The sequence below is a fragment of the Endoryza foliicola genome (assembly GCF_050589245.1).
Lineage (GTDB): Bacteria > Bacteroidota > Bacteroidia > Chitinophagales > Chitinophagaceae > Endoryza > Endoryza foliicola.
Genome location: NZ_JBOBEW010000001.1, coordinates 743,331 through 760,847, shown reverse-complemented (window position 1 = coordinate 760,847; position 17,517 = coordinate 743,331). Strand labels below are relative to the sequence as shown.

General features: G+C 41.4%; 14 protein-coding genes. 6 read left to right on the top strand and 8 right to left on the bottom strand.

The window, feature by feature from the left end; translation table 11 throughout:
• The first annotated feature begins 55 nt into the window (after nt 1-55).
• Nucleotides 56-568: a glutathione peroxidase gene (locus ACQ2HE_RS03265; RefSeq protein WP_430894590.1), complete on the top strand. Its 513-nt coding sequence runs from the start codon at nt 56-58 to the stop codon at nt 566-568.
• Nucleotides 569-684: 116 nt separating this feature from the next.
• A complete protein-coding gene (locus ACQ2HE_RS03260) occupies nt 685-1,476 on the top strand; it encodes a TIGR00266 family protein (RefSeq protein WP_430894592.1) in 792 nt (263 codons plus the stop codon).
• Between the two features lie 239 nt (nt 1,477-1,715).
• On the opposite strand, the gene ACQ2HE_RS03255 is transcribed toward ACQ2HE_RS03260, so the two are convergent.
• From ACQ2HE_RS03255 to ACQ2HE_RS03220, 8 genes are all read right to left on the bottom strand, one after another.
• Complete coding sequence (locus ACQ2HE_RS03255; RefSeq protein WP_430894594.1) at nt 1,716-2,471, bottom strand: Bax inhibitor-1/YccA family protein; 756 nt, start codon at nt 2,469-2,471, stop codon at nt 1,716-1,718.
• Nucleotides 2,472-2,512: 41 nt separating this feature from the next.
• On the bottom strand, nt 2,513-3,394 hold the full coding sequence (locus ACQ2HE_RS03250) for an alpha/beta fold hydrolase (protein WP_430894596.1): 882 nt from the start codon (nt 3,392-3,394) through the stop codon (nt 2,513-2,515).
• A 96-nt stretch (nt 3,395-3,490) separates the two neighbouring features.
• Entirely contained in the window at nt 3,491-4,888 is a 1,398-nt protein-coding gene (locus ACQ2HE_RS03245; protein ID WP_430894598.1) for a PSP1 domain-containing protein, read from the bottom strand.
• A gap of 177 nt (nt 4,889-5,065) precedes the next feature.
• A complete protein-coding gene (locus tag ACQ2HE_RS03240) occupies nt 5,066-6,277 on the bottom strand; it encodes a DNA polymerase III subunit (protein ID WP_430894600.1) in 1,212 nt (403 codons plus the stop codon).
• Nucleotides 6,278-6,351: 74 nt separating this feature from the next.
• Nucleotides 6,352-9,900 carry an efflux RND transporter permease subunit gene (locus ACQ2HE_RS03235; protein ID WP_430894602.1) on the bottom strand — a complete coding sequence of 1,183 codons (3,549 nt, stop codon included), beginning with the start codon at nt 9,898-9,900 and terminating at the stop codon, nt 6,352-6,354.
• A gap of 80 nt (nt 9,901-9,980) precedes the next feature.
• Nucleotides 9,981-11,183, bottom strand: coding sequence for an efflux RND transporter periplasmic adaptor subunit (locus ACQ2HE_RS03230; protein ID WP_430894604.1), 1,203 nt, complete (start codon nt 11,181-11,183; stop codon nt 9,981-9,983).
• A gap of 26 nt (nt 11,184-11,209) precedes the next feature.
• A complete protein-coding gene (locus ACQ2HE_RS03225) occupies nt 11,210-12,616 on the bottom strand; it encodes a TolC family protein (protein ID WP_430894606.1) in 1,407 nt (468 codons plus the stop codon).
• Nucleotides 12,603-13,445: a TetR/AcrR family transcriptional regulator gene (locus ACQ2HE_RS03220; RefSeq protein WP_430894608.1), complete on the bottom strand. Its 843-nt coding sequence runs from the start codon at nt 13,443-13,445 to the stop codon at nt 12,603-12,605. The genes ACQ2HE_RS03225 and ACQ2HE_RS03220 overlap by 14 nt, the downstream gene beginning before the upstream one ends.
• Nucleotides 13,446-13,457: 12 nt before the next feature.
• Here ACQ2HE_RS03220 and ACQ2HE_RS03215 point away from each other — a divergent pair, with 12 nt between their 5' ends.
• From ACQ2HE_RS03215 to ACQ2HE_RS03200, 4 genes are all read left to right on the top strand, one after another.
• Complete coding sequence (locus tag ACQ2HE_RS03215) at nt 13,458-14,048, top strand: DUF502 domain-containing protein (protein WP_430894610.1); 591 nt, start codon at nt 13,458-13,460, stop codon at nt 14,046-14,048.
• Nucleotides 14,049-14,065: 17 nt separating this feature from the next.
• A complete protein-coding gene (locus ACQ2HE_RS03210) occupies nt 14,066-15,037 on the top strand; it encodes a zinc dependent phospholipase C family protein (protein ID WP_430894612.1) in 972 nt (323 codons plus the stop codon).
• A gap of 72 nt (nt 15,038-15,109) precedes the next feature.
• A complete protein-coding gene (gene serC / locus ACQ2HE_RS03205) occupies nt 15,110-16,201 on the top strand; it encodes a 3-phosphoserine/phosphohydroxythreonine transaminase (RefSeq protein ID WP_430894614.1) in 1,092 nt (363 codons plus the stop codon).
• Between the two features lie 14 nt (nt 16,202-16,215).
• Entirely contained in the window at nt 16,216-17,451 is a 1,236-nt protein-coding gene (locus ACQ2HE_RS03200) for a DUF1015 domain-containing protein (protein WP_430894616.1), read from the top strand.
• The last annotated feature ends 66 nt before the right edge of the window (nt 17,452-17,517 follow it).

Below are 17,517 nucleotides of genomic sequence, written 5' to 3'. Positions count from 1 at the left end.
CAATTTGCATTTCCATCTGTTATAAAGATTGATAAACACATTAAATCAACTTGCTATGTTTAAAGCAGCTTTATTATTCATGACACTATTTCTTGCAGGCTCCATTTATGAGTTCAATGTTGCCGGTCTCGATGGCAGCCAAATCGATTTAAAGAAATACAAGGGAAAGAAAATTTTGATTGTAAATACCGCTTCTCAGTGTGGTTATACTCCACAGTACACTGATCTGGAAGCATTGTATGAGAAGTACAAAGACAAATTGGTGATCATTGGCTTTCCGGCAAATAATTTTGGAGGTCAAGAACCAGGCACCAACACTGAAATCAAAGAATTTTGCAAAAAGAATTACGGTGTAACCTTCCCAATGGCAGAGAAAATCTCTGTGAAAGGTGGCGACATTCATCCCTTGTTTCAGTACTTAGTAGACGAGGCCAAGAAAAAAGGAATTGAAGATCCAATTAAATGGAACTTCACGAAGTTCTTAATTGACGAGAAAGGAAATTTGATCACGGTTTTCCCTAGTAAAGTGAAGCCAATGAGTGAAGAAATCACCAAATACCTTAACTAAGATTTTCAAGAATAGTACAAAAGAGGCTTCGGCCTCTTTTTTTATGCGCATCCGTTGGTATAAATGGCATTTAAAAAATCAGCAGAACTATTATCTTCACATAAAATAATTTATCCATGAGATCAAATCATGAAATTGACTATCGTATTGTGGGTGAAGAAATGCAATACGTAGAAATAGAACTCGATCCTCAAGAAACAGCTGTTGCTGAAAGCGGTGCTTTTATGATGATGGACGACGGCATTCAAATGGAAACCATTTTTGGTGATGGCTCTCGTCCCAATTCAGGTTTTCTAGGAAAACTAGTGAGTGCCGGTAAACGAATGCTTACAGGTGAAAGCTTGTTCATGACGGCGTTTACCAATGTAGGTCAGGGAAAGAAGAGAGTGAGTTTCGCTTCCCCTTATCCCGGTAAAATCATTCCTCTCGATTTGATGCAATTGAATGGCAAGATCATTTGTCAAAAAGATGCCTTCTTGTGCGCTGCAAAAGGAGTAAGCGTGGGCATTGAATTCCAACGCAAATTAGGTACCGGTTTATTTGGCGGTGAAGGTTTCATCATGGAGAAACTAGAAGGTGATGGTATGGCGTTTGTGCATGCCGGTGGTCACGTTTTTGAAAGAACTTTACAACCAGGAGAAATGCTACGTGTAGACACCGGTTGTTTGGTAGCTTATACATCCACCATCGACTATGATATTCAGTTTGTGGGCGGTATCAAGAATACCTTATTCGGTGGTGAAGGATTGTTCTTTGCTACCCTTCGTGGCCCCGGAAAAATATGGATTCAAACATTGCCCATTAGTCGTCTCGCCAGTAGAATCATTTCATATGGCACAACTTCTAGAAAAGAAGAAGGTGGTATGTTGGGAGGATTGGGGAATTTGTTGGATGGAGATGGATGGTAGGAACAATTAATTATTAATTAATAATTAAAAATTAATAATTAATAATGGGAGAGCCCGCGCAAACGCACGGGCTCTTTCGATTTATTAAATATGATAGTTGAACTTTTAAAATGTAAATTTTAGTCTGATTAATTACCGTAGTAGTAGCATTTTATTCAATAGAAAAGCCCGCGTCTTTACGCGGGCTTCCTGCAATATCGGAGTGTCCTAATTATTAATTATTAATTGTTAATTATTAATTACTTCCTGTCTGCCAACTTCGCCAACAATCTCAAGATCTCTAAATACAACCACACAATAGTAACCATTAAACCGAAGGCACCGTACCATTCCATGTATTTAGGAGCGCCTTGTTCTGAGCCTCTTTCAATGAAATCGAAATCAAGAATTAAGTTCATGGCGGCAATGGCAACAACAATCAAAGAGAAAACAATTCCCATTGGTGTGCTATCATGAATGAGTGGCATTTGAATGCTGAAGAATCGCAGCACAAATGCAATCACGTAAAACACGGCTATACCGGCAGTTGCTACAAAAACAATTTTCTTAAAACTTTCGGTTGCACGAATGATTCCTGATCTATACAAAAGAAACATTGCCAATACTACGCCAAAGGTTAAGCCTACGGCTTGCATTACGATACCGGGTGCTTTGGTTGCAAATGCATCGTTGAAGAAAGCTGAAATTCCACCTAAGAACAATCCTTCCGCTAATGCATATACAGGCACTAAATAAGGAGACCAGGTTGGTTTAAAAATTATAACCAATGCTGCAATGAGTCCCACAATAATTCCACCAAATAAATACGGCATTATGTTGGCTCCTTCATAAAACCCTTTCCAAGTATAGGCAGCTGCCGCTACCATCAAAAGCAAGGTAATTCCGAACTTATTCAATGTGCCGGAAACCGTCATTTGTTCAGACGACACATCGTAACGAACTTTCTCAAAAACACTATCCTTTAAAGTAGGATTGCTTGATTTAAACAGTGACATATTTCATCATTTTAAAGCGTTAAAATAGAACATTTGATCCATTATTCCGAATCCATCCGATACGAACTGGAATCAAGATTCAAGAGCAATTTTTGTATAAAAGCAAACTGCGTCCACGGTATAAAATGGTTCTCATTAGGGAAATAATGAATATCTACTTTCGATGCATTGATAAGACTTTTTCTCGCGTATTCAGCGTTGGAAACAGGTACTAATTGATCTTTTTGACCGTGAAGTATATAAACGGGGCATTTTACTTTGGGAAAATCTTGCTTCAAGTCAACCAGGTCTTTTTTCAAGTACCAAAGCTCTTCATTACTGGGTCTTAATGCACCGGGTATTAAAAGATTGAGTGGTGTTTTAAAGAGAATCGGTCTCCACTTTTCTTTTTTCTCTGCGGCGGGGTCTTCAGATCCGGCAAGAATGACCATCGCTGAAAAAACGCCTGGATTGTCGGCCGCCAATTTCACAATCATTGGTCCTCCCATCGAATGTCCAATAATATACGAAGGCTTACCATTTCCTAATTTCTTAAAAAGCGGGCTTATGATATCTGATTGTTCACGAAGGTTACAGGCTTTACCGAAATCGCTGTAACCAAAACCGGGGCGATCAATGGAAACCATTCGATATTTTTTCAACAGGGAACTATCGCTTAAATACGATTCAAATGCATCCCAACTTCCGGGCGTGCCATGAACGAAGTAAAGTGTTGGCAAGCTATCGCTTCCCGTTAGCGCATAATGGAGGGTGCGCCCTTCCACTAATTGAAATCCGGTTTTCAATTCAATTCCGGAGGCTTGAAATTTCTGCTTCATTTCAGCATCGGCTTTTCTAAATGTCATGCACGATGGTGCTATGAAACACCAAACAACCAATAAGATGGTGAGCAATAATGCTGTTCTTTTGAAAAAAGATCTCATATACAAAGTTGAGGGGCTGTATAAAAGTAAATAACCGTTCCCATACACTACGTTACGGAACGGTTATTCTATTGGTTTTGTGAAACCTTTAATTTATTAAGAAGCGTCTCCCTGTGGAGGGTTCTGCTTTTGATCGGGCTTTTTGATTTCAGGGCGAGGCCTGTTCGGATTCGGAGCGCCTCCACCTTGTGGTTTACGTTGATCGGGGCGCGGACCTCGAGGTGCTTGCGCTTGATCAGGTCTTCTAGGTCCCTCATTTCTTGGACCTTGTTGAGGAGGACGTTGTTGACCTTGACCAGGACCCTGCGGCTGACCAGGTCTTTTGGGAGGTTCAGGCCTTCTATTGTCAGGTCTGCGTTGCTGATCTTGACGTTGTTGTTGACGCTTTTTCTTGTCGTTCTTTTCAAGTGTACGTAAGCTAATTTGACCAACAACATCCACAAATTCCGGTTCTACTTCCTTCGGCTTGTTGTGGCTAATCAACTCAACAGCTTCAAGTTCTTCAGGTACTACACCTTGCGCATTCAATTGCTTGATTTTACGCACTCTTTCAATGGTAACAGGATACTGCTTATTGCTATCCGGTAAAATATACCACATCAAGTTCTTGAAGATATCCTTCTTGATCAAAGTAGCATTTCCTTTCGCAACACGGAGTGTATCGGCATGATCAGGGAAATGTTGCAATGCATCGAGATAGGTATCGAGTTCGTAATTCAAACAGCATTTCAAGCGACCGCATTGGCCACTCAATTTACTCTGGTTGATGGAAAGGTTTTGGTAGCGAGCAGCGGTAGTATTAACAGATTTGAATTCGGTAAGCCAGCTACTGCAACACAATTCACGACCACAACTTCCAACTCCCCCAACTTTCGCAGCTTCTTGACGCGCACCAATTTGGCGCATCTCTACTTTTACTTTGAATTCGCGGGCATATACTTTGATCAATTCACGGAAGTCGACGCGGTCATCGGCAATGTAAAAGAAGGTCGCCTTTTTTCCATCGGCCTGAATTTCAACCTCGCTGATTTTCATCTGGAGATTGAGTTGTTTGGCAATGGCTCTTGAGCGAATAATTGCTTCCGGTTCGCGAGCTTTGTTGATCTTCAAGATCTCAAGATCTTTCTCACCGGCTCTTCTCAACACTTTTTTGATCTCTTGATCATTCTCATCGGTACCGGCTTTTTTCATTTGTAAGCGTACAATTTCTCCGGTTAGAGAAACGGTACCCACATCAAAACCGGCAATTCCTTCCACCGTTACCATATCACCTTTTTCAAAAAGATGCGTGGTATTGTTGCGGTAGAAATCTTTGCGACTTCCATTATTAAAACTTACTTCGATGATTCTACAAGCAGTATCGGGATCGGCAAAAGGAAGATTGGCAAGCCAGTCGTATGCATTCATACGATTGCAGCTTCCGCTGCTACAGCCGCCATTGCTTTTACAGCCTAATATTTTACCACCTGCTGTGCCACAAGAACTACAGCCCATTACAATGATTCATTTAAATATGATAAAAACCGAAAATGAATGGCGGGCTCAGAACTAGGCCACTGTTGTATATGATAGATGAAGACTTGGAAAGCTTCATTAAAGATTGAACAGTACATCACTCAAACAAACGCAGCACTCATTTTCGAAACCGTACTAACACAGTTCCCTTCCACATTATTGCGTCAAAATTAGCGATTTATCTTGGATTATATGGTAGAGTTTCAAGGTTAAGGCCATAAAGAGCATTTTCCCATTAGCATTTCTTTCTATATAATAGGCCGCCTTGTCCAACTCCCCAATAATGGCTTCCTGCTGAGAAATATCGGAAAATTTGTTTAAGCGGGAGGCAAAATCGACCTCGGCCGCAGGAATTTGGAAAATATTGTTGTTTCCTCCGGCTACTTTTAACCGGATAGCTTGTTCCAATAAGTGATTAAAATAGCGTAATAATTGTTTTTGCTTTTCCCGGCCGAGCTTCGAGGTCTCGTCTACCCACTTCACTTGAGCACCCGGACCACCCTTCAAAATAGCATTCAGCCACTCGCGAATCATGGCTTGCCAATCTTCATCGGCATGTTGCAATTGTTGCAAGGCCATCCGGTAATTTCCCTCGCTTACTGCTGAAATTTGAATGGCTTGTTCTTCCTGAATGCCGGCACGAGCCACCAATGCTTCTTTTACCACCGAATCGTGTAATGGCGGAATGCGCACTAATTGGCATCTCGACAAAATGGTTGGAAGAATCTGAGACTCCGATTCTGCCACTAAAATGAATAAGGTTTTAGCAGGGGGCTCTTCAATAAGCTTTAGGAGTTTATTGCCTTCTTTTTCGAGGTATTCGGGCATCCATAAAACCAGTATTTTATACTCTCCTTCGTAGCTTTTCAGGTTGAGCTTGCGGATAATTTCCGAACACTCTGCTGCGGTAATGTTCCCTTGTTTGTTTTCAGCGCCAATAAATTGAAGCCAGTCGTAAGAATCGCCGTAAGGATATTGATCCAGAAACTCCCTCCATTCTGTGATGAAATCGGCACTGATGGGCTTTTCTCCCGACTTTTTAGTAATAACGGGATATGAATAGTGCAAATCGGGATGTATCCATTTGGAAGCTTTTTGGCAAGAAGGGCATTCCCCGCAGGCATCAAACATCGGAACTGACGGTGCGGCCGGTTCTTCTCCAAACAACCCCATTACCGGGGCAGCCGGTTGTTGAGATCGGGTCACTTTTTCGCATAGAATATATTGCGCAAAAGCCAAGGCCAGTGGTAGGGCTCCGGCACCTTCATTTCCTAGAAAAAGCAATGCGTGGCTCAGGCGGTTTTGAAGGACCATCTCCGCCAATTGCTGCTTCACCCCATCTTGTCCAATTACCTGAGAAAATTGCATGCGCGAATTTAGCTAAAAAACAAAAAAGGCAGCGGGAAGAATCCCACCGCCTATATACACTACAACTTAAACTGCTAATTTTTCTTGTAAGTACCGTTCCACACTTTCTTGCCCTGTAAGGCCTTCACTAAATACATGATACCTACAAATATGAAGAAGAAAGGACCCGCAAAACCTAATAAGGCAATGAAACGAGTTCCGTAGAAACGTGACATCGGTCTGCGTAAGCGCTCCGAAATCACATACATACTTGGAACCATCACCAAGGTCAAGAAGAAGGCGAAGATCAATCCGAAGATGATCGTCCAACTCAAAGGACCCCAGAATACTACGCTATCACCACCTAAAAAGATATGTGGATTGAATTCTGTAAACAACTTCACGAAATCAATATTGAATCCAATAGCCAAAGGCAAAAGTCCCAACATCGTTGCAAGCGCTGTTAACATTACCGGAATGATACGAATTTTACCGGCTTGAATAGCCGCTTCTCTCGTCTTCATACCTCTTCCTCGCAACTCATCGGTAAATTCAATCAAGAGAATACCATTCTTTACCACAATACCAGCCAGTCCAATTACCCCTACACCCATCATGATCGTAGCAATACTCATTCCGGTGATGGCATACCCTAACAATACTCCAATGATAGAGAAGAAGATCTCAGTCAATACAATGAATGGTTTACTCATGGAGTTGAACTGAATTACCAAGATCAAGAAGATCAACAAAAGAGCCAATAACAATGCATTGCCTAAGAAGCTGATCGTTTCTTGTTGTTGCTCACTCACACCGGACTGGCGCATTACTACGCCGTTCGGCATATTGTATTTCGATTTGAACTCTGCAATTTTAACTGCTAAGTCGGCATTGATTTGGTTCACTTGTGTTTCAACCAAAACATTCGACTGCAATTGAATGGTACGTTTGAAATTCTTCCGTTTGATTCCACCGGAAGTATTCGTGTATTCAATACTTGCTACAGCATTCAAAGGAATCTGTTTGATGGCCATTGTTGTGAAATCACGGAACGTAATGCGCATGTTCATCAAGTCGGTAATATTATTACGAACGAGATCAGAATAACGCAATTGAATTTTGTATTCATCTTCTCCGTCTTTCAACTTGCTTACTTCTTTACCAAAAATCGCTGTTCTCAACTCCATACCTACTTGAGCAGTGCTCAATCCTTCGGCCAATACTTTTTGGCGGTCTACATTCACCGTGATCTCCGGATTCGTAAGATCAACATCCAAACGAAGTGTTTCAATGCCGTTTACTTTATTGGTATCAATGAAGTTTTTAAAATCGTACGCCACTTTTGCGATGGCTTCAAAATTATCACCAATCACTTCTACGTTCACCGGAGGATCCGTGGGCGGACCATTACTCTCCTGTTCTACAACAACCTGAGCACCGGGTATTCCTTGCACTGCTGCCCGAATTTTATCCAAATATGGCTTGGTAGCTTTCCCTTCACGCTTTTCGAATTCAACGAAGGTCAACTGAATACGACCAAGGTTTGGCTGCGTACTACGGTTATTATCTTGTGGGTTGTTCGCACTTACCGCAACGTTGGCGATCATGCTTTCAACTATAGAACCTTCTTTGCCCGGCTTCTCATCACCCAATACTTTCAATACACGTTGCTCCAGCACTTTCGTGAGGGAATCCGTTTTATTGATATTGGTACCCACCGGAAGTTTCAAGTAAACAAAGATGTTGTTAGGATCTCCTGAAGGGAAGAACTGAACACCGGGGCTTCTCAATACCAACAATCCAACTGATACAGGGAATAATGCAAATAAGAGGACCATCAATCGAACCGGACGTCTTCCATGCAATACCCAACGCAACAATTGCTCGTATTTGTTCATCAAGTTAGGAAGTACACGATCCTGGAAATAGTGTATGATCTTTCTAATTACATATACATTCAATATTGAAAGCAATGGCAGCATCAATAAGAAATTAGCGAAACCATGCCATCCAAAAAGATGGAACAATACACCAAAACCAATGAATGCATAAAACCACCATTCTCTAAAAATATGTTTCGCAGGCTTTTCGTACTCTTTACCCTCAGGCTTCATGAAGCTCACCGCAAACACGGGGTTGAAGATAAAGGCAACGATCAACGAAGCTGCCAATGTTAAGATCAACATCACCGGCAAGTAGATCATGAATTTTCCGATCAATCCTTTCCAAGCTAGTAGAGGGAAGAAGGGAGCCAAAGTGGTTAGGGTACCCGCTAATACAGGCAACCAAACTTCACCGGCTGCTTCTTTCGCCGATTTCACAATGGGAACTTTTCCATTTTGATAAATACGGTGCGTATTCTCAATTACCACAATGGCATCGTCTACAATAATCCCCAGTCCAAAAAGCAAGGCGAAGAGTACAATGAAGTTCAGCGTAATGGTTCCGTTTACAAAGATCTCACCAATAGGCAAGAACATGAACGCCACAAACACACTCAGAGGAACGCTCAATGCCACAAAGAAGGCATTGGTAACACCCATGAAGAACATCAAAACCACCAGTACTAAAATAAATCCAATTACAATAGTATTGATCAAATCATTGAAAGAAGTTTTCGTTTGCTTACTCTGATCACCGGTAAATTCAACACGCATATCGGGAGGCAGATCACCTTTCTCTTTCATGTCGGCTACTATACCTTTGATCTTATCAGCTGCTTCAATCAAGTTTTCACCCGAACGTTTTACAATGTTCAGGGTAATAACGTTCTTTCCATCCAAGCGAGCATAGCTCTCTTTCTCTTTCACCGTATCTTTTAACTCGGCAATATCTCTCAAATAGATGGCTGCACCTTGAATGTTCTTAACAACGATGTTCTGCAGATCATAAGCCGACTGAAACTGTCCTTTCACCTTAATACTGCGTTTCATATCGCCCTCAGCAATGGTACCACCACTGATATCACGGTTCTCGCGATTGATCGCATTTTCGATATCGGTGAAGCTCAATTTCGCTGCCTGCATTTTGTAAGGATCCACGTTTACTTGGATCTCACGCTCTGGGGCACCCACAATATCGGCACGAGTAATTTCTTTCATCTCCTCGAAACGATCTTGCATTTTATCAGCAAACTGCTTCAATTTCACGCCATCATAATCACCACTAATGTTTACATACATGATAGGCATTTCACTAAAAGCGAACTCTTGCACATCAGGTTGTTGTGTAAGATCGTTGGGCAGATCCGCTTTGGCCTTGTCTACCGCATCTTTTACTTTCTGCTTAGCCAATTCGGGTTTGATGTCGGTGTCAAACTCTACGATGATCAGCGAATAGTCTTGCTGACTCATAGAAGTCACCTTATTAACTTTCGCACCACTGATAGACTTTATTTGCTTTTCAATAGGACGAGCAACCAAGTTTTCAATGTCTTTTGGTGAGTTCCCTACATGCACTGTAACTACTGAAATAGTAGGAACGGTGATATCCGGGAAGGATTCTTTTGGCATACCATTAAACTTGGTAATACCATATAAAGAGATGAGAATCGCCAAGATGTAAATCACTGTAGTATTATCTACAGCCCAACTGGTTGGCTTAAACTCTTTGAATTTATTTTTAACGCCTTCTAAAATATTCATTGCGATATTTTTGAAAATAACAGCCTACCCTTTAAATAAGTACTGAAGCGGGCGGGCTTCAATGGCTCCAGTGGTATTGTTTATTTTAAAACAGAGATCAATTGGCCTTCGTACAAGGTTTGATATCCCTCAGTAACCACTTCTTCATTTGCAGCCAATCCGCTCAACACTTCAATCTTTCCTCCGTACGACTCTCCGGTTACAATTGTTTTTCTTTTTGCAAACAACTTTCCGTTCTTCGCTTCGGTAACATATAGGTATTTGCCTTTCTCATCACTTTGAACCAAGTTCACTGGAACGGCAATAGCTTGCGCTGCACTGTAATCAAGAATTTTTACACTTGCCACTTGCTTTGGCTTCAAGGTGCCATCGGTAGGTAATTTAGCTTCGCCGGTAAAACTTCTAGTAGAGGCATTGATAGCTTCCGTTACTACAGAAAGAGTAGTGTTGAATTCCTTGTTTACATCAATTACAGATACAACTACTTTTGAACCTTTTCTCACTTTAGTGATATAGTTTTCAGGAATATCTACTACTGTTTTCAAACGACTGTTGTTCACAATTCTAATCTGAGGACCGGCAGCGGTAACTCCCTGGAACAACTCTCCTACACGAACAGACAGGATGTCTACAACTCCGGAAACATCGCTGTAAACAGAGGTGAAGTTCACTTGCTCTTGTGCCAAACGAATGTTTTCATTCATCTGCTTCAATTGGTTTTCCAAAGCATCTACATTGTTTTTTGCATTCAACAATTGTACTTCAGAGCCGATATTTTGATCCCATAGATTTTTATAACGCTGGTAAAGATTCTTTGCTAAAGCCAGCTGGGTTTTAATTCCTTCAGCCCCTTGTTGAGCAGAAGCAAGTTGAGTACGTGCAATGGCATCGTCTAATTTCAAAATGAGTTGACCCTTTTGTACACGGTCGCCCAATTTCACATTGATCGATTTTACTTGGCCCCCCATTCCGCGAGGAGATACATAGGAAATGTCTTCTGCGTCTATAATTCCTTGCAATTCGATGTAGTGATTGAATTCTCCGGGAACGAGTTTCAAAACAGAAACTTGTTTGGCTGCTGCAGCCGCTGCTGATGGATCAGCTTTCATGATCTCTTCTTGCAACGTTGTGATTTTTGCATCGAGTGCAGCCTTATCGGATTTGAGTTTCTCCAGTTCTTTCTTTTTTGCATCTAGGTTATTAGCAGTTTCGCCGCCGCCGCCACATGCTGCGAGTGTTCCCAAGAACACAACAAGAATAGCAGCTTGATAAAAAAGTTTCATGTATTTGTTTTTTATTCTTTTCGTAATTATAGTTTACCGGTTGCTTTTTGGAAATCGATCTTAGCGATGATCGCATCGTACAAAGCGTTGAAATAATTGGTTTCTGCCACACGCAATTCTGTTTGAGCATTTGTTACCTCAATGTTTGCGCCCAAACCTTGTTCGTATTTTTTAACCGTAGTATTGTATACGCTGGTTGCAAGTTCCATATTCTTCTGTTGATAGTCGAGTGTTAGAATGGCGTTTTGCAAACTCGATTTTGCTCTGGCAACATCATTGTCGATAGAGAGCTTCAATAAGTCAACATTGTTCTTAGTTTGCTCCAATTCGTAACGTGCTTTGCGAATGGTGGCATTTCTGCTGAACCCTTGAAAAAGGGGAGCAGATAATTTCAATCCAATTAAAGAAGAAGGCAACCAGGGTTGCTTGGAATCACCTAAATCAAGCTGGTTTCTTTGCGCATTGGTGCTGTATTGCCCAAATAAAGCCAAAGTTGGAATTTTTGCAAGTTGGTAGCGCTTTACATTGTACTCGCCCAATTTTTGAGCGATCAACAGTTGTTGCATTTCCTTACGATCATTGTAATTGTATGCTGCTTCTAAAACATTCGATTTTAATTCATCAATAGAAACAGTATCCGTCAATATCAATGAATCAGTGGTTGGCATTCCCATTAAGAGCTTCAAACCTAAATAACCATTATCGATCTGACGGTTAATTTTTACGATCTCAGTTTGGAGATTGGTAAGGGTAACATTCACTTTATCGATATCAAGCTTTTCTGAAAATCCATTTTTCACCAACTCTTTTGTATTGAAAGCAAGTTTCTCAATTAAGTGAAGGTTGGCATCCAAAGCATCCATCTGCTTCTTAGCGGCCACCAATTGGAAATATACTTTCATGATATTCACCTTTATGTTCTCGGTGGTAACCTCCGCCGATTTGCGGGCGAAATTCATGGCAGCTGCTCTGGCTTGTAGGCCTACAAATACTTGGCCGTCGAACAAGAGTTGAGAGAAGTCGGCTCCTACAGACGCAGTGTATTTTGTACCGAATTGCGCTTGTACAAATCCAAAATCATTGGGTGCTGCGATGGTATTTCCATTTCCATCTCTTACTCCTTCCTTCACCAATACGCCATAGGTAGCCGCCGCAATAAAGTTGGGAAATACCTGCGTAGCTACTTGAGGAAAATAGTTAACGCCTGCACTGGCATTTACACGAGGTAATGCGGCACCGGTAATTTCATTGTTGGTTTCCTGTTGGATTTTAATGTTCAGTAAAGCATTCTTTACTTGTGGACTGTTTTTTTCAGCATAGGCTACGCACTGAGCCATGGTGAAAGCGTTTGTTTGCTGAGCCTGTGCTGCGCCAGTTATCAGCAGGAATAACAACACCAATCCCTTCACTTTTCTAGGTTCACTTGTTTGCATGTGTGTTTAGTTTTTGTTGCAGATCTCTTTTATATTTTTCAATCAATTGATATCCTTTTTCATTTGCTACCCCATAAACAAACAATTCAATCAATTCGCGGGTAATATCGGCTAAGTCGAATTGTTTAGGAGGAAACAGCTCTGTATCAAAAGCCAACATCATGCTTTCGAGTCTGAAGCGCGCTATCACCGGAATCTTTATGTCTTCGCGGTAAATTCCTTCTTCTACTCCTCGTTCTAAATTCCGGATAATCAGACCCAAGAGGTATTCACGTTTGTGGGCTTCAATTTTTTGATAGGCTTGATGGTGAAATTTCCGAAGATCAAATACCAATGTGGGGTTAAATGATTTGAATTGCTCCAAAATGATCTCGATCGTGAGGAAAATCTCATCTACTGCATCCCTAGCATTCACGCTACAGTAAACGCACTCTTGTTCCATTCGAACCACTTCCTCTTGAATAATGTCGCCCACCAACGCATCTTTATCGGCAAAAAACTGGTAGATCGTTTTCTTAGAAACGCCTATTTGATTGGCGATATCGTCCATGGAAACCGAGCGGATACCGAATTTCATGAACAACTCATGCGCCTTTTGCTGTATTCTTTCTTTTACTTCCATATTAAAAACACGCGCAAAACTATGGAAACTTAAAACGGAATCAAAGTTTCCAACGAAGAATTTTCTACTTTTTTCTGGTTTTACCCAACAACCCTCGGTTTTTTTAGGTTTTATTTCCCCGAAAACTCCCCCTACTTTTGTGAAAGGATGACGAGAAGTATAAAATTCAGACTGCTGCTCAGAAAACTGTTCCAGTACTTTCTGCAAGGCTTAATTATTTTGGCCCCCATTGCCATTACAATATGGGCAGTTAGTAGTTTGTTCAATACGGTAGACGGAATTCTGCCCGGAATACTTCAAAAAATTGCCCCCAGTTTATTAAAAGATGCCAATGGGCAAGAAATACGGTTCCCGGGAATAGGGGCTGCATTGGTAATACTGATCGTAATTGGAGTGGGGTATATCTCCTCGTCCTTTATAGTAGGACGTTTGGTAAGTTTATTCGACAAGGTTCTGGAGAAAACACCCGGTATTAAAATCATCTATACTACAGTAAAAGACTTCTTTGAAGCTTTTGCCGGGAATAAGAGAAAGTTCAACAAATCGGTATTGGTGAGCATTGAAGCCCCAGATGTTTGGAGACTTGGATTTATTACTCAAGATGAGCTCAACCAATTTGGCTTGAGTGAATATGTAGCCGTATACGTTCCACAATCATATGCTTTTGCCGGCCATCTCTACTTCGTAAAAAAAGAGCGGATTCGTTTGGTGACCGATCTCAGCGCCTCCGATGCCATGAAATTTGCGATCTCAGGCGGTGTAACGGATATTGACGACGATGATCCCCACGCCGAAACACCTGCCAAGTAATCACTAAAATCAAAAACATGAAAAGGCTTTTACTGAGCCTTTTGTGCCTGCTTTTGTGCTCAAAAGCATGGTGCTGGGGCTTTTTTGGACATGAACGGATCAATGAACTGGCGATTTACCTACTTCCACCCGAATTGATCGCCTTCTTCAAACCCAACAAGGATTATTTAGTAGCCCATGCTACTGACCCCGACAAGCGACGCTATGCAGTAGCTCCTGAAGGTGCCCGTCATTACCTCGATTTGGATCGTTATGGAACCTATCCTTACGATAGTTTACCCAGAACCTGGAATGCCGCTGTGGCAAAATTTGGTGAAGACAGTTTAAACAAACACGGTATCGTTCCTTGGTGGGTAGATGTTATGAAACGCAGGCTCACGGCTGCTTTTGAAAAGAAAAATGCTTCCCTTATCTTAAAGTTATCTGCAGAAATAGGGCACTACATTGCAGATGCGCATGTACCCTTGCACGCCAGTAGCAATCACAATGGCCAACTTACCAATCAAAGAGGCATCCATGGATTTTGGGAATCGCGTTTACCTGAACTCTGGGCCAATACATCTTATGATTTTTTCATAGATAAGGCACAGTATTTGAACGATCCATTGGGTTTTATTTGGAAAAGAATAGAGGAAAGTGGATTAGCCGCTGATACGGTGCTGAGATATGAAAAAGAACTTCAATTGTTATACCCTGAACAACAGCGGTATGCATTTGAGGAACGCAATGGTAAAACTATCAAACAGTACAGTACTGGCTATTCCCTTGCTTACCATACAAAACTCAACGGAATGGTGGAGCGCCGCATGCGGGCCTCTATTTTCGCAGTGGCGAGTTTTTGGTATACCGCTTGGGTAGATGCAGGACAACCCAATTTAAAAGGATTAAATAGAGCTGAATGGACGGTGGAAGACCAAAAAGAACTGGAGGAATTGGAGAAAGCTTGGAAAAAAGGGACCATTTTAGGAAAAGATTGCGAGGAATTCTGAATTTACAAATGCCTGTTAGCTAGTAATTGAATAATTTCGTGCTCTCAAATTTTACTATTTAAAGTACACAAGGTGACTACAACTGAACAAGCCGTCATTCACAACTTCAACGCAGGCCCTAGTATTCTGCCAAAAGAAGTGTTTCAACAAGCCAGTGAAGCCATTCTCAATTTCAACAATACAGGATTATCGATATTAGAAATTGGTCACCGTACTTCCTTGTTTCAAGCAGTGATGGATGAAGCACAAGCTTTGGTGAAAGAATTGATGGGCTTAGATAATAGTAAAGCGGTGTTGTTCTTACATGGAGGTGCCAGCACGCAATTCATGCAAATTCCAATGAACTTATTGGATGAAAAAGGAACAGCTGCTTACACCGAAACAGGAACATGGGCTAATAAAGCCATTAAAGAAGCCAAACTATTTGGTTCTGTTCAAATAGCCGGTTCAGGAAAAGAATCGAACTATACGGCGCTACCCAAATCACTACAAGTAGATCCAACTAGCACTTACTTACATATAACTACAAACGAAACCATTGCAGGTACACAATGGAAGAATATGCCCTTTGAGTATGGAGTGCCTGTTATTGCCGACATGAGCAGCGATATTTTGAGTAGAAATCTTGATTTCAACAAGTTTTCGCTCATTTATGCAGGTGCACAGAAAAACATGGGCGCTGCCGGTGTAAACTTGGTAGTGCTTGATGAATCTGTTTTAGGTAAAGTAAACAGAACCATCCCAACCATGCTGGACTATAGAAACCACATCAAGGAAGGAAGTATGTTGAACACTCCGCCTGTATTTGCGGTTTATGTAGTGTTGCTTACGTTGAGATGGTTGAAAAATATGGGAGGGGTTGCTGCTATTGAAAAACTAAATAGAGAGAAAGCGGACCTTCTCTACCATACCATTGATAGCAATCCGATCTTCAAAGGCACCATTGCCAGAGAAGACCGTAGTGATATGAACGTTGTATTCGTAATGGACAATCCAACACTTGAAGCAGAATTCCAACAAATTTGTAAGGAAAACAATATGATTGGAGTAAAAGGGCATCGAAGTGTGGGCGGTTTCCGTATTTCTTTATACAACGCCTTACAACTCTCTAGTGTGAAAGCGCTGACCGACTTAATGAATGATTTCGCAAAAAGAAAAGGTTAATATCAAACTATATTATGGCATCCATACTTCCGTTTAGAGCACTCAGACCAACAAAAGAAATTGCACCGAAATTGGCTTCAAGACCTTACGATGTATTGAATTCTCAAGAAGCCCGTGAAGAAGCGGCAGGCAATCCTGAATCCTTTCTTCACATCACAAAATCTGAAATTGATCTGCCCGAAAACATCGACATTCATACGCAAGCTGTGTATGAAAAAGCAAAAGAGAATATCCAACAATTCATTGAAAAAGGTTGGTTGTTCCGTGAAGACAAGCCTTGCTATTATATCTATCGTCTGATCATGAACGGAAGAAGTCAAACAGGAATTGTAGCGGTGAGCTCCGTAAATGATTATGAAAAAGACATCATCAAGAAACACGAGTTCACGCGTCCTGAAAAAGAATTGGACCGCATCAATCACATCAAAACCAGCGGTGCTCAAACAGGAAACGTGTTTCTCGCATATAAAAACGTTCCGGCCATTGATGCATTGGTAGAACTCTGGCAGAATTCACACAAAGCCGATTATGATTTCACAGCTTCTGATGGTATTCAGCACACCATTTGGGTGGTGGCCGATTCAGAAGTGATTGGAACGCTCACCGATTTATTCGAATCAAAAGTTCCTTGTACCTATATTGCCGATGGACACCACCGTGCCGCTTCAGCCGCTAAAGTGCGAAAAGCCTTGGGCAAAAAAGCTCCCGATGGAACCAACTACTTCCTCACCACATTGTTTCCTTCCAATCAATTGCACATTCTCGACTATAACCGTGTGGTAAAAGATTTGAATGGAATGGACGAAGAAGAATTGCTCAGCTATTTGCAAGATGATTTCAATGTTACCCTGATAGGTAGCGAAGCATACCGACCCGAGCATTTACACGATTTTGGAATGTACTTGGGTGGAAAATGGTACAAACTAACGGCACGTAGAGACAGTTATGCTACCGACCCAATCGGCGTGTTGGATGTAACCATTCTATCACAAACCATCCTCAGCAAACTTTTTGGAATCAAAGACCAGCGCACCGATAAACGCATCGATTTCGTAGGTGGCATTAGAGGCCTCGGAGAATTGGAAAAGCGTGTGAACAGTGGTGAAATGGCGGTTGCTTTCAGTTTATACCCGGTTTCAATTCAACAATTGTTTGATATTGCTGATATGGGCGAAGTAATGCCTCCTAAAAGCACTTGGTTTGAACCTAAGCTCAGAGATGGTTTATTGACGCATCTTATTTACGAATAAGTTGATTATTAAAAGATTAACACCCTCTTCAAACCAGGGCTGGCATCAATATTGTAGTTTTGTAGC